Here is a 13,808-nt window from a genome sequence, read left to right on the forward strand (position 1 = left end):
GATCATCGTTGTGCGGTGGGAGTTCGCTGAAAACCTCGGGTTATTCGAGGTGCTCAGATGTGATTTGACGGGCTGTTTGATTCCAAAAAACTTTCCGTACTTGGCCTTTAATCAGTCCCAATACGCCTGGAGTCACGTTTCCCTATTCAGCTTCTATCGCATGCTCGGGTTTCTTTGCCCGTCCCGGAGTGCAGTTCGTGAAGCAATGGAGAGATCAGAATTAGCGGCTGGCGCTATCGACATGCTCGTCAAGGCCGGAACTCAGTACGGCGAACCACTTTCATACCCAGACTACGAATGACGGCTAACCCTTCCATCGACAGGACGCTGGCCAACACCTCTCATGTCGAACGTTAGGCAACTGCTTTCCTGACAGCGCAACGGCCGCATTGGATCGGAACTTATCAGTCGGATGGGCAGTAGTCGGCCAGTAGCAGACGGTAAAGGAAAGACCTCCAAACCAGTCAGAGGCGAAAAATCCTCTCACCAAGCAAAATTGCTAACTCGAATTGCATTTCAGAGTTGCTATGCTTGGCATTGGTGTTCGTGTAACTACTGTTAGAGGAAATGAAATGAGTGACTGGGAATTTCTTTACGAGATGAGGGGCCGAGGCTATGACGCAGAGGAAATCGCTGATGCAGCCGGCTGTGGCATGGCCCCCTGGGAAAATCAGCATATTGAAAGCCAGGAAATCAAAGCGGAGTGTGGGAGCTTAGTAAATCTCCAAGGCACACAAAAAATTACTGTCGAAATATCTAACGAAAGAAAAGACCGTCCTTCGAAGGAGCAAGTAGCCCAACTCCCACCGTTTGATGGCTTGACTCTTGATCGTATCTTTGTTGTCAAAAACCTGTCCCAACTTAAGGCTGCCAGCGCAGCTATTCATGCAGAACGTTTTGTTGGCTTCGATACCGAATCGAAGCCAACTTGGTCTAAGGATGAACCTCGCACCGGCCCCCACATCATTCAGTTTGCACTCAGTGATCGCGCATATATCGTTCAAGTGCCGCTGGGCGTACTCGCAGAGCCGTTACGCGCAATTATCGAATCAGAGAATATTGTAAAAATCGGTTTTGGTCTAAATTCTGATCGTGGCCCATTATTTCGGAACCTAGGGTTCCGGTTAAAAACAACAGTAGAACTGTCGCATTCGCTCCGGGCACTTCGCTATAAGCAGAGGTTGGGTGTCAACGCTGCGGTCGCTATTGTCTTAGGCAAGAATCTACACAAACCTAAATCCATAACAACATCCAATTGGGCGCTACCGAAGCTCAGTGCAAGGCAATTGGAATATGCAGCAAATGACGCATTTGCTGCGCTCAAAGTCTTTAGGGCAATCGGTTCGCCTTATGCATCGGCATATCCCGTATTGTAATGTGCTTTTGGACAGGAATGACTGATCAGTTCAGGTAGTTCAGGTAGGTCGGGTTAGCGCAGCGTAACCCGACATTTCCCATGCAATATCGGCGCGCCGTCGTTCCCTGTGGCACCTTTTCTTCCCCCTTGTGACTTCGGGATCTATGCCAATTTGAGAGAATCGGACGCGAGCGGGTTCGATCATGCGAGGTCGGGTTACGCTGCGCTAACCCGACAGGACTATCGCAACGTCGAACGTTGGGCGTCACAGCCCTCGTTCTTCCAGTAGTTATATCCAGCTTGGCTTAATACTTGGAGGTTTAAATGCATCGAAGTTCATCCGCTGCCATGCTGCTTGCTGCATGTATGTTTCTTGTGTCGTGTGGAGATGTTGAAAAAATAGCAAACTGTGTAGATAAGCCATCTCAAGGGCATAGCGGGCCATCGGAGATCGAGCAGCTTTTCTTGGATCAAGTTCAGAAGCAATTTTCCTTGGAGTTTGATAGTGTTGATGAAAATTACCGGCACAAAGACGGCAATAATGAAACCGTTGGTGCAGTCAAGCTTAAGCTTAAATACTCGGGATTCATGAAAACGGAAGGTCTTGTCGCGTCTTATACAATTTTTGCGGACGGCAAGGAGATTGGTCGAGGCGGTGGTGATTGGAGCAAGCTTCAATTGACTGGAGGAATATTGTCTGGTCAGACCGAAATATTGGTAGATCCAACCATTCACAATAAAACCGACATGTTCCATCTGCTGAAAACTGCTACAAAAATCTCCTTAAGGCCGACAAAGCTGTACCCGAATTCGATTCTCATCAATATGCAAGATCAGGAACCAAAGAAAGTGTCTCTGACTCGATACTTTCAGTGATGTCCAAGCTTGCAGCCGAGGGGATGCGCCGCGATAAAGCTGCGTCGCTCCCCTCGCTTTCACGTTGAACGAGCGCTTTTTTCGGGTGCCGATGGCCAGATTGTCGCAATGTCTCGCACTGAGCGTTCGCTCCGCGGGCAGTCTGAACGGCGGTTTTCGTGCGCTGCTATTGCACGCGTTCGCCGTCTTGCCGTTGCATGCCTGTGCAGTCCCACCTGACAGATGCTGTGAACCTTGCCTTGCTCAGCACCGCTGCCAGAAGAGTATGTCACTAGACGACTGGTCTAATTTGATCTAAGCTCCCCACCCATGAAACCGCAACACCCCGACACGCGTCAGCACATCCTCGATACCGGTAGCCGCATCATTGCCGGCAAGGGGTTTTCGTGCGTGGGTCTGAATGAAATCCTGCAGGCGGCGGAGGTGCCCAAGGGCTCTTTCTATCATTACTTCAAGTCGAAGGAGCTGTTTGGCCAGGCGATGCTGGAGGGCTTTTTCGAGGAATATCTCGGCCGCATCGATGCGCTGTTTGCGACGCCCGGCATGTCGGCGCGGGAGCGCCTGCTGTGCTATTGGCAACAGTGGGTGGAGACCCAGTGCGAGGGCTGCGACGACCAGAAATGTCTGGTGGTCAAATTGAGCGCCGAGGTGGCCGATTTGTCCGAAGCCATGCGCCTTACCTTGCGTGACGGCACCGGGCGTGTGATCGACCGGCTGGCGGATTGTGTTGCTGCCGGTGTGGCGGATGAATCCCTGCCGGCGCTGGACCCAAACGACACCGCCCGCACGCTCTACCAGCTGTGGCTGGGCGCCAGCCTGCTGGCCAAGCTGCACCGGGACGCGAGCCCGCTGGAGCAGGCCATGCGGGCCACGCTGCAGCTTTTGTCCCGCTAAGTTTTGCTTCCATGCTTTTTTTGCCCTGAAACTAGACGACCGGTCTAATAAAGCTCGGTCCGAATCCATTCCATCGAAACACCCACGCATCCCGAAAGGCGCTCCATGCTGAACTTCGATTATTACAACCCCACGCAAATCGTCTTTGGCCAGGGCAGCATTGCCCGGCTGGACTCGCTGGTTCCGGCGGATGCCCGCGTGCTGGTGCTTTATGGCGGTGGCAGCGCCGAGCGCAACGGCACCCTGGCCCAGGTCGACGCCGCGCTGGGCCAGCGCACCGTGCAGCGTTTTGGTGGCATCGAGCCCAACCCGAGCTACGAAACCCTGATGGAAGCCGTCGCGCTGATCCGCCGTGAAAAGCTGGATTTTCTGCTTGCCGTGGGCGGTGGTTCGGTGATTGACGGCACCAAGTTTGTGGCCGCCGCGGTGGATTACCCGCGAGACCCCTGGCACATCCTCGAATCCTTCGGCAGCGAGATCACCCGTGCGTTGCCCTTTGGTTCGGTGCTTACACTGCCGGCAACCGGCTCGGAGATGAACAACGGTTCGGTGATCAGCCGCAAGTCCATTCAGGCCAAGCTGCCGTTCTTCAGCCCGCATGTGTTCCCGCGGTTTTCGGTGCTCGATCCGGTCACCACCTTCACGCTGCCGCCGCGGCAGATCGCCAACGGTGTCGTGGATGCCTTTGTGCATGTGATCGAGCAGTACCTCACCTACCCCGTGAACGCCCCGGTGCAGGACCGTTACGCCGAAGGCCTGCTGCAGACCCTCGTCGAGATCGGGCCGCTGGCCCTGGCCACGCCGCAGGATTACGAGGTTCGCGCCAATCTGATGTGGGCGGCCACCCAGGCCCTCAACGGCCTGATCGGCGCCGGTGTGCCCCAGGACTGGGCGACCCACATGATCGGCCACGAACTGACCGTGCTGCACGGCCTCGACCACGCCCAAACCCTGGCTGTCGTGTTGCCAGCCATGCTCGATCTGCGCCGCGAGGCCAAGAAAGCCAAGCTGCTGCAGTACGCCGCCCGCGTCTGGAACATCACCGAGGGCAGCGACGACGCCCGTATCGACGCAGCCATCGCCCGCACCCGCGCCTTCTTCGAAGCGCTCGGCGTCAAAACGCGCCTCTCCGGCTACGGCATCGGCGCCGACAGCATTCCACGCATCGTCTCCCAGCTCGAAGCGCATGGCATGACCGCGCTCGGCGAACGCCAGGACATGGGGCTGGATCTCAGCCGCCGCGTGCTTGAAGCCAGCCTCTGATTCTCAAAAAAGGAAACCCGCCATGACCACCCTGTTCGACCCCATCCAGATCGGCGACATCGCCCTTGCCAACCGCATCGCCATGGCGCCGCTGACGCGCAACCGCGCCACCAACAGCGTTCCGACGCCGATGATGGCCGAGTATTACGGCCAGCGCGCCACAGCCGGCCTGATCATCGCCGAAGCCAGCCAGATCAGCCCCATGGCCCAGGGCTACCTCGACACCCCGGGCATCTACTCGCCCGAGCAGGTTGCCGCGTGGCGCCCGGTAACCGACGCGGTGCACGCCGCCGGCGGGCGCATCGTCATCCAGCTGTGGCACGTCGGCCGTATTTCTCACAGCTCGCTGTTGCCCGAGGGGGCCGCGCCGGTGTCGTCAACCAATCAGGTCGCCAACACCCAGACCTACACCCGCGATGGCTTCGTGCCGGTGTCTGCTCCGCGGGCGCTGCGTGACGACGAACTGCCGGGCCTGGTGGCCGATTACCGCCAAGCCGCCCGCTGCGCCATCGAGGCCGGCTTCGACGGCGTAGAGGTGCACGCTGCCAACACCTATCTGCTGGAGCAGTTTTTGCGTGACAGCATCAACGAGCGCAGCGGCCCCTACGGTGGCAGCATTGCCAACCGCGCCCGCCTGCTGCTCGAGGTGGTCCAGGCGGTGAGCGAAGAAATCGGCGCCGGCCGCACCGGCGTGCGCCTCAGCCCGCTCACCACCTTTGGCGGCAGCGCCCCGCTGGACAGCAACCCTCAGGCCGTTTACGGCTACGTGGTGGAGCAGCTGGCACCGCTGGGCCTCGCTTACCTTCACATGATCGAAGGCGAAACCGGCGGCCCGCGCAAGCCCGAGGGCGCCCCGGCCTTCGACTACGCAGCCCTGCGCCGTGCGTTCCCCGGCGCCTGGATGGTCAACAACGGTTTGAGCCGTGCCGATGGCCTCGACGCCGTGGCCAGTGGCACGGCCGACATCGTCGCCTACGGCCGCCCCTTCATCAGCAACCCGGATCTGGTGCGCCGGCTCAAGGAAGATGCGCCGCTCAACGCGCTGCGTGCCGACAAACTGTATGGCGGCGGGGCAGAGGGCTACACCGACTATCCTTTCCTGAAGGACTGATTTGAAGGACTGATTTGAAGGACTGATTCCGTGCCAGATCTGCGGCAGGCTTGCCCTGCCGCGGTTCCAGTTCTTTCGCTACCGGAGACCTTTCGATGGACTCATCCCCGCTTCTGATCAACGCCGACTTTGACCAGCGCGTCGTCATTCCACCCGCCGGCGACGGCGACTGGGTGGCATCCCCGAGCCCCGGAGTCTGGCGCTACCCGCTCGACCGCGTCGGTGGCGAAGTCGCCCGTGCAACGAGCATTGTCCGCTACGCTCCGGCGTCGAGTTTCAGCCCGCACACCCACGGTGGCGGCGAGGAATTCCTGGTGCTCGAAGGCGTGTTTTCGGATGAACACGGCGACTACCCGGCCGGCACCTACGTGCGCAATCCACCCGGCACAACCCATGCACCCTTCACGCGGGAGGGCTGCACGATTTTCGTCAAGCTGTGGCAGTTTGCCGAGGGCGACACCGCGCCCGTAAAAATGGATACCCGCTCGGCTGTCTGGTATCCGGGCCTGGTGCCTGGGCTTTCGGTGATGCCGCTCCACGAGTTCGACGGAGTCAGTTCGGCGTTGGTGAAGTGGGCGCCGAACACGCGCTTCAACACCCACACCCATCCGGGCGGAGAGGAAATCCTGGTGCTCGAAGGCGTGTTTCGCGATGAAGCCGGCAGCTACCCGGCCGGCACCTGGCTGCGCAGCCCGCGCTGGAGCCGGCACACCCCCTGGACGGAATCAGAGGGCGCGCTCATTTATGTGAAGGTCGGGCACCTGGGCGCCCCGATGCTGAAGCCGGACGATTATTAACCCGGCCCTTTCGCAGGGGCGGCGGATGTAGGGGCGGCTTCAGCTTGGGTAGGTCGGGTTAGCGCAGCGTAACCCGACATCGGACGTGTCCATCGATGTTCATGCTGGTGTCGGGTTACGCCCTGCGGGCTAACCCGACCGACCCAAGCTGGGCGACTGAAGTCGCCCCTACAAATCTTTCCTGCAAAAAATCATCCGTAACCGTTCTGCGTCGGCCCGAACGGTGGTGCGTGAATCAAAGGGCCGGACGATCAGTGATAGTGCCGGGCGAGGCCGGCCTTTGACGCGCCGCCACCGCCGGATTCGATAGCCGCCTGGGCCTGGGCGGCAAAGTAGGACGACACGATGTCACGGGCCACCGAGAACTGCTGCTGCAGCTCGTCGGAATAGGGCAGCGGTGCGTACGCCAGGCCGCCGTTGCCGCGCCCGAGCAAGGGTTGGGGGAAGGCCTTCGGCTGCTCGTACTGCAGTTCGGTCAGGCGCACGGCGGCCTCGTACACGGTGCGCATCAGGTAGCGCGATGCGGCTTCGTGGATTACTTCCTGGAAAACCTGCCCGGCCTCGTGGGCGGGCTTGTCGTCCTGGGCCGCGCTCATCGCCTGGTGCAGATCGCCCGGCAGCCAGATGCCTTCGTCGCCGCTTTTGTGGCGGCAAAACTGCAGCGCGGCCAGGGTGAGGATGCGGCTGGCTTTTTCGGTGGCCGCCCGCACCGGGCCGTCGCCATCCACATCCAGCGCATCCCGGCAATCCTTGCACTGGCGAACGCTTTCAAGGCGCAGATAAAGCCGGGCCACGTCGAGGATGTAGTCCAGGGGTAGCTTCGAGGGGGCGAGGCAGTTAGGGCCATAGGCTTTCACCATCGGCGCCATGATGTTCTCGACGAAGTTGTTAACCCTGCTCGAGGCGTCGTCAAGAAGGTCGATGAACTCGGTTTGCTTGTCGTTCAGTTCCATGAGGGTGTCCTTTGCCCGCGTCTGTTGCGGGGCGCAGTGGCGCGGCAGGCGCCGGGTCGATCAAACGTCGGCTTCCACCGAATCGCCTTTTTCTTCCATCCAGGCCCGGCGGCCCGAGGCTTCGCCCTTGCCCATGAGCATGGTGAACATGCGCAGGGTTTCGTCGAAGGCTTCGGCGCGCACATGCACCGGCAGCACGCGGCGGGTGGCCGGGTCCATGGTGGTTTCGCGCAGCTGGTCGGGGTTCATCTCGCCCAGGCCCTTGAATCGGCCCACCTCGATGTGTTCGGGCTTGACGCCTTCGTGGGTAAGGCGGTCGCGCAGGCTGGCAAGCTCCTGGTCGTCCAGCGCGTAGAGGCGGCGCGGCGGGCGCTTCTTGCCCATGGCTGGCACGTCCAGGCGGTAGAGCGGCGGCTGGGCGACGTAGATGTGGCCCATTTCGATGAGCTTGGGAAAGTGCCGGAAGAACAGCGTGAGCAGCAGGGTCTGGATGTGGGAGCCGTCCACGTCGGCGTCCGACATGATGATCACCTTGCCGTAGCGCAGCTCGGACAGATCCGGGCTGGAGCCGGCGGCGTGGGCATCGACGCCCAGGGCGACCGCGATGTCGTGGATTTCGGCGTTGGCGAAGAGCCGCTCCCGGTCCACTTCCCAGGCGTTTTGCACCTTGCCGCGCAGCGGGAGGATGGCCTGGGTGTCCTTGTCGCGGGCCATCTTGGCGCTGCCGCCGGCCGAATCGCCCTCGACGAGGAAGAGTTCGTTGCGGGTGATGTCCTCGGATTCGCAATCCGACAGTTTGCCGGGCAGCACGGCCACGCCGGACGATTTGCGCTTTTCAACTTTTTGCGCGGCGCGGGCGCGGGCCTGGGCGGCCTTGATGGCCAGCTCGGCGAGCTTCTTGCCGTAATCCACGTGTTCGTTGAGCCACAGCTCGAAGGGGTCGCGGATCATGCGCGACACCAGCTGCACGGCGTCGCGGCTGTTCAGGCGCTCCTTGGTCTGGCCCTGGAATGACGGGTCGAGCACGCGGGCCGACAGCAGGAAGGAGGCGCGGCCGAAGGCGTCGTCGGCGGTGAGCTTGACGCCCTTGGGCAAGAGCGCGTGGTGGTCGATGAAGTTTTTGATCGCCGTGAAGATGCCGTCCCGCAGGCCCGCCTCGTGGGTGCCGCCGGCCGGGGTGGGAATCAGGTTGACGTAGGATTCGCGCACCGGCGCGCCTTCCAGCGTCCAGGCTACGGCCCAGGATGCGCCTTCGCCGGCGGCAAAAGTTTCGTCGCCCTTGGGGGCGAATTTTTCACCGGCAAACAGCGGAATCAGCGGCTCGTCGTTGAGGGCCTCGGAGAGGTAGCCGCGCATGCCGTGCTCGAAATGCCAGCTGCGGGTTTCGCCGCCTTCGATGGCGAGGCTGACTTCGAGGCCGGGCATCAGCACGGCCTTGGAGCGCAGAAGGCGTTCGAGTTCGGCGCGGGGCAGCTCGGGCGCGTCGAAATATTTGGCGTCGGGCCAGGCGCGCACGCTGGTGCCGCTGGCCTTTTTGGGAGCGTCGCCGATGCGGGCGAGGGGTTCGATCACGTCGCCGCCGGAAAACACCAGCTTGTGGCGGGCGCCGTCGCGCACCACTTCCACTTCGAGCCGGTGCGACAGCGCGTTGGTCACCGAGACGCCCACGCCGTGAAGGCCGCCGGAAAAACGGTAGGCGGAATCTTCGTCGGTTTTGTTGAACTTGCCGCCGGCGTGAAGCCGGGTGAACACCACTTCAACGGTCGACACGCCTTCGACCGGGTGGATTTCCACCGGAATGCCGCGTCCGTCATCAGACACGCTGATCGAGCCGTCGAGGTGCAGGGTGACGCCGATCTTCTTGCAGAAGCCGGCCATCGCTTCGTCGGCGGCGTTGTCGATGACTTCCTGGATGACGTGGAGCGGGTGTTCGGTGCGGGTGTACATGCCCGGCCGCTGCTTGACCGGCTCAAGGCCCTTGAGAACTGTGATCGAATCGGCGTTGTATGTTTTTTGCGACATGCTGAGACTCGGGCGGATGAAGAAAACGGCTGCTCGCCAGCGTTTCTTCATCCGCCCTGAAAAAAGTGGGGGTTTGAAGCGGTGCGGACTATACCGCGCGAGCCCGCTTCCGGGGAGGGCGTCAGTTCCGGATGCTGCTGCGGCCGGCGTTTTCGGATGTGTGGCGGGCGATGCGCTCGAGCAGCGCGTTGGCGGCTGTGGCGCCGGGGCTGCTGCCAACGGCCCGGCGCCACGCCAGGCGCACCCGGCCGGGCTCGCCGGGCAGGGTGAAGATGGCCATGGCCAGCGGGCACTGGGCGATGTTGAGGGGGTTCTCGCGGGCCAGTTGCCAGGCGATGCGGGCGCTGCAAAAGTGCAGCACTTCGGCGTCGGCGTAGATCGGGTCGGGCTGATCCAGGGCCTGCCCGGTGCGGGCGAGCATGTCGCCGAAGCGGCTGGGGGGCGACGGAATGAGGCCTTCGCCTTCTATGGCGTCCACCAGGGCTTCGCGGGCGTCGGCGTAGCGGCCGGGTTCGATGCTGAGCTGGCGGATTTCGTCGGCCAGGGCCGGAGCGAGGCAGCTCAGGAGGAGGGCAGCAAGGGCGGCACGGCGCAGCATCGGTCAATCCTGATGAGGGCGAGAGGAAATCGGCTAGCGCGGACGATAGCATCCGCCGCAGCCGTAAAAGTTGGCGGGCAAAAAAACGGCGCCCCGAAAGGCGCCCGAAAGAGGGAGAAACACGGTACAGGCCGGCTTCGACCGCCAGGTAGCGAAGCCGGGGCCAATCAGAAGAAGAGCACCGCGCCTCCGGAAATGGTGCGGTTCTTTTGTTCGTAGTTGGACGCCGAGGCGTTGATCTTTTCCTGGTTGAGTTCGCCGACGAGGGTCACGAACTTGTTGAGGCTGTGATAGACGCCGAGGGTGTAGGCACGGTTCTTGCGGTCTTCGCCTGCGCCGAGGAAGCCGTCCTTGTCCTTGTTCTGGCCATAGTTGATGCCGAACTTGGTCTTGTTGTGGGTGTAGGTGCCCTGCATGAGGTAGCCGCTCGATGCCGTCTTGTTGCCGAGGCCGTCGCTGCCGCCATAGAACTGGGCGCCCACCGTGGAGAGCCCCAGGCCCTTGGCGGTGAAGGCATAGAGCACGCCCTCGAAGCCGTTCATGCCGGCTTTGGCGCCGATTTCGTAGCCGTTGGCGGTGAAGGTCTTGTCCGGGTTGCCGACGGCGCCGTCGCAGTTGCTGCCCTTCGAGCAGCTGGTGCTCTGGCTTACGAGGCCGCCCCACACCTTGCCGGGCATTGCACCCTTCCAGTCGTAATCGACCTTGGCCTGGACGCCGGGGGTCTTGGTCTGGTCGCCTGCAAAGGAGCTGGGCTGGAAGATGCCGGCGGAAGCCTGCAGGCCGTTGAAGTTGGGCGTGGTGTAGGTGATCTGGGCCTGGAAGCCGGTGTACATGTAGCCGTGGCCGATCATGCCGAAGGTGGTGTTGAACGGAATGCCGGCATTGCTGGTGCCGCCAACGCCCAAGAGCGTCATGTCGGAGAGGATGATGTTCTGGCCGAACAGGCCGATGTCGCGGCCGAACTTGACGGTGCCCCAGTCGTTGTTGCCGAACTGGAAGTACACGTTGCGCACATCCACCTGGCTGAAGGGGCTGTTCTTGCCACCCGTGGCGCCTGCGCCGGGGTCGGAAGGCAGGCCGATCACCGAAGACGAATCGTTGATGCCGGGGGCGAAGCTGAAGTGGGCCTTGATGTCCTGGTCGCCCTGACGGGTGGTGACCACGAAGTTGATCCAGCCGGGCAAGAGGCCGTTGGTCAGCGCGCTGTTCTGGCTCTTGGTGGTGCTCGTCACGGCGCCGGTGGTGGATCGGGTTTCCGACTCGCGGTTCACGTAGAAGCCGTTGATGGTGCCGTTGATATCAACGGTCACGTCGTTCTGGGTAAAGCTCACGGCCTGGGCACCGCCGGCGGCGGTGGCAAGGCAGGCGAGGGCGACGGATTGGGCCAGCAGGGTTTTCTTCATGAGAATCGTCTCCGGTATTTTTTGATTGATGTCACCAGCCAAGCGCGCGCACTCCGGCACGCTGCTTCGCTCCTCCCGTGGTCGCGTTTCGATGGCTGGATGCCTCGTGAAACACGCTGTTACGGAGCGAACATCCTTGTGCGAGCGCTGTGCCAGGGCGTGCCAGAAACGCCAAAAAATTGGGCAAGTGACTGTTGTCGATGGAGTTTTTTTAGCGTGACGATGACGCTGGCGAATCGTCGGACGCTGGCCTGCCTGTCCACTAAATGGACAGCTGCCTGTGCCGCGCCGGCCGCCCTGATGCAGTTCGTGACAGCGCGTGGAGCATGTTGTGGCGCAGCACGAACGGGCCGCCGGGGCTGGTAAAATCGCGGCCTGCATTCACTTCCCAGCGCGTAGCGCGCCCTATCATGGATTTCCGTTCCAAACTGGCTGCTGCCTGGCAGCGAAACGATTCCCTGCTGTGCGTCGGGCTGGACCCGGACATTTCGCGCTTTCCGGCGCATCTGAAGGATCGCCCGGACGCGGTGCTGACCTTCTGTAAGGGCATCGTCGACGCCACCGCCGGGCTCGCCTGCGCATTCAAGCCGCAGATCGCCTACTTCGCGGCGGCCCGCGCCGAAGACCAGTTGCAGGATCTCGTCGATTACATCCACGAAAGGCACCCGACGGTGCCGGTGGTGCTCGACGCCAAGCGCGGTGACATCGGCGCCACCGCCCAGCAGTACGCCCGCGAAGCCTTCGAGCGCTACAAGGCCGACGCGCTGACGGTGAACCCCTACATGGGCTTCGATTCCGTCGAGCCCTACCTGGAGTTTTCCGATCGGGGCCTGATCGTGCTGTGCCGCACCTCCAACCCCGGCGGCTCCGATCTGCAGAACCTCACCGTTGAAGGCGGCCGCAAGCTGTACCAGCACGTGGCCGAACTGGTAGCCGGCAAATGGAACACCCACGGCCAGAACGCGCTGGTGGTGGGCGCTACCTTTCCGCAAGAACTCGCCGAGGTGCGCGCCATCGTGGGCGATCTGCCCTTGCTGGTGCCCGGCATCGGCGCCCAGGGCGGGGATGTGGAAGCCACCGTCAAAGCCGGTCGCACGGCGGCCGGCACCGGGCTGATGATTTCGTCATCCCGGGCAATCCTCTATGCCGGCAAGGGCGAGGATTTCGCCGACAAGGCCCGCGAGGTGGCGCTGGCCACGCGTAACGAAGTGAATCTGTACCGGGCCTGAATATTGCTTGATTTACGCTGCGGTGCTGAAAATCCCGCATGTTGCGGCGCCGCATAGTAGGATGAGGTCCAAATCGCGGTGTCTGGCCTGTGTTGGCCTGCCCGCGATATTCATTTGTATCGGATGGCCTGCCATTCCGGGTTAATTCGTGTTTTGAGAGGCATTCATGGTCAGGCTGAAGTTTTCCGTTGAGTTGAATTACGAGGTTGCGGCGCCAGGCTGCGACTTCATCTTCAATATCCACGCCGCCCACACCCGCCATCAGCGGGTGGTAACGGAGATGATGGAACTCGGCCAGTTTCTTATGCCACAGGTTCACACCGACGCCACGACCGGCAACCGCTACATGCGGCTCAAGGCCGAGCCTGGCAGGCTGCGTCTCCGTTACAGTGCAATTGTCGAGCTGACGCACCATGTTGGTGCTCCGGAGTCCATTCCGGAGGTGCCTGTCGCACGTTTGCCGGCCGATGTGCTGACCTATCTCTACCCCAGCCGCTATTGCCAGTCCGACCGGCTCTACGAAGTCGCCAACAAGGAGTTCGGCCAGCTGCCCCAGGGCTACGGCCGTGTCCGTGCGATCTGTGAATGGGTCAGCAAGCACGTCGAGTTCAAGTCGGCAACGACCAACGCCAGCACGTCCGCCCTGGACACGCTGGGCGAGCGGGTTGGCGTGTGTCGCGATTTTGCCCACCTGATGATCGCCCTGTGCAGGGCGCTGAATATTCCCGCGCGCTTTGTCACCGGCATCGACTACGGTGCCGATCCCGCCCTCGGCCCGAGCGATTTCCACGCCTATGTCGAGGTTTTTCTCGGCGATCGCTGGTATCTCTTCGATCCCTCGAACACCGCCATTCCGATGGGCCTGATGCGCTTTGGCGTGGGGCGCGATGCGGCCGACGTGTCGTTCGCGACGATCTTCGGCAGTGTGCGGGCCGAGCCGCCGAAGATCGCCATCGAGGCCGTGGTGGACACCTTCAGCAACACCGAACTGCCTTTCCGCCGGCCAGAAGCGCTGTCCACCGACGACGGTTCCGCCGTGCTGATCGGTGCGCTTCTGGCGCCGCTCGCCTGAGCCTTAGCGCACCCGGCAACACCAAGATCTTATTTCCAGGAGGGTTCCATGAGCACGATTGAAGAAATTGCCGCCCGGCATGGTTTCAGTGTCGACGCAGGGCGAGCCGCCTATTCCGCGCTCCAGGCTGGCGGCTTCAGCCAGGCCCAGTTCGGCCACCCCGAGCTGGGAGGCATGGGGCAGTGGATGAGCGGCGGCATGATGATGATCGGCGACATGTTCAACGAAGGCCT

Annotated in this window: 14 protein-coding genes; 10 read left to right on the forward strand and 4 right to left on the reverse strand. The window is 61.8% G+C overall.

Going from position 1 to position 13,808, the window contains the following annotated elements:
• The 7 genes from Q1W26_RS12575 to Q1W26_RS12605 all read left to right on the forward strand — a co-directional run.
• Positions 1–301, forward strand: a 301-nt coding sequence (locus Q1W26_RS12575) for a hypothetical protein (protein ID WP_300440571.1), incomplete at its 5' end; no start/stop codon positions are given.
• Positions 302–572: 271 nt separating this feature from the next.
• Positions 573–1,376 carry a 3'-5' exonuclease gene (locus Q1W26_RS12580; RefSeq protein WP_300440574.1) on the forward strand — a complete coding sequence of 268 codons (804 nt, stop codon included), beginning with the start codon at positions 573–575 and terminating at the stop codon, positions 1,374–1,376.
• Between the two features lie 305 nt (positions 1,377–1,681).
• The gene (locus Q1W26_RS12585; protein WP_300440577.1) at positions 1,682–2,233 is read left to right on the forward strand and encodes a hypothetical protein; all 552 of its coding nucleotides are present in this window, start codon (positions 1,682–1,684) and stop codon (positions 2,231–2,233) included.
• A 309-nt stretch (positions 2,234–2,542) separates the two neighbouring features.
• A complete protein-coding gene (locus Q1W26_RS12590) occupies positions 2,543–3,127 on the forward strand; it encodes a TetR/AcrR family transcriptional regulator (protein ID WP_300440580.1) in 585 nt (194 codons plus the stop codon).
• Between the two features lie 105 nt (positions 3,128–3,232).
• The gene (gene yqhD / locus Q1W26_RS12595; RefSeq protein ID WP_300440583.1) at positions 3,233–4,390 is read left to right on the forward strand and encodes an alcohol dehydrogenase; all 1,158 of its coding nucleotides are present in this window, start codon (positions 3,233–3,235) and stop codon (positions 4,388–4,390) included.
• 22 nt (positions 4,391–4,412) lie between these two features.
• The gene (locus Q1W26_RS12600; protein WP_300440585.1) at positions 4,413–5,501 is read left to right on the forward strand and encodes an alkene reductase; all 1,089 of its coding nucleotides are present in this window, start codon (positions 4,413–4,415) and stop codon (positions 5,499–5,501) included.
• A 95-nt stretch (positions 5,502–5,596) separates the two neighbouring features.
• Positions 5,597–6,298 (forward strand): cupin domain-containing protein, encoded by a 702-nt coding sequence (locus tag Q1W26_RS12605; RefSeq protein WP_300440588.1) that lies wholly within the window; start codon positions 5,597–5,599, stop codon positions 6,296–6,298.
• A 251-nt stretch (positions 6,299–6,549) separates the two neighbouring features.
• Here Q1W26_RS12605 and Q1W26_RS12610 read toward each other — a convergent pair whose 3' ends face one another.
• From Q1W26_RS12610 to Q1W26_RS12625, 4 genes are all read right to left on the reverse strand, one after another.
• Complete coding sequence (locus Q1W26_RS12610) at positions 6,550–7,251, reverse strand: hypothetical protein (protein ID WP_300440590.1); 702 nt, start codon at positions 7,249–7,251, stop codon at positions 6,550–6,552.
• Between the two features lie 60 nt (positions 7,252–7,311).
• On the reverse strand, positions 7,312–9,273 hold the full coding sequence (parE, locus tag Q1W26_RS12615; protein WP_300440593.1) for a DNA topoisomerase IV subunit B: 1,962 nt from the start codon (positions 9,271–9,273) through the stop codon (positions 7,312–7,314).
• A 121-nt stretch (positions 9,274–9,394) separates the two neighbouring features.
• Positions 9,395–9,871: a DUF302 domain-containing protein gene (locus tag Q1W26_RS12620; protein WP_300440596.1), complete on the reverse strand. Its 477-nt coding sequence runs from the start codon at positions 9,869–9,871 to the stop codon at positions 9,395–9,397.
• 167 nt (positions 9,872–10,038) lie between these two features.
• Positions 10,039–11,274, reverse strand: coding sequence for a porin (locus tag Q1W26_RS12625; RefSeq protein ID WP_300440599.1), 1,236 nt, complete (start codon positions 11,272–11,274; stop codon positions 10,039–10,041).
• Between the two features lie 410 nt (positions 11,275–11,684).
• Here Q1W26_RS12625 and pyrF point away from each other — a divergent pair, with 410 nt between their 5' ends.
• The 3 genes from pyrF to Q1W26_RS12640 form a co-directional block, all read left to right on the forward strand.
• A complete protein-coding gene (pyrF, locus tag Q1W26_RS12630) occupies positions 11,685–12,503 on the forward strand; it encodes an orotidine-5'-phosphate decarboxylase (RefSeq protein ID WP_300440602.1) in 819 nt (272 codons plus the stop codon).
• A 166-nt stretch (positions 12,504–12,669) separates the two neighbouring features.
• On the forward strand, positions 12,670–13,575 hold the full coding sequence (locus Q1W26_RS12635) for a transglutaminase family protein (RefSeq protein ID WP_300440605.1): 906 nt from the start codon (positions 12,670–12,672) through the stop codon (positions 13,573–13,575).
• 48 nt (positions 13,576–13,623) lie between these two features.
• Positions 13,624–13,808: hypothetical protein (locus Q1W26_RS12640; RefSeq protein ID WP_300440608.1), on the forward strand; the 185-nt coding region annotated here is incomplete at its 3' end.

This window comes from Zoogloea sp. (assembly GCF_030157465.1).
Lineage (GTDB): Bacteria > Pseudomonadota > Gammaproteobacteria > Burkholderiales > Rhodocyclaceae > Zoogloea.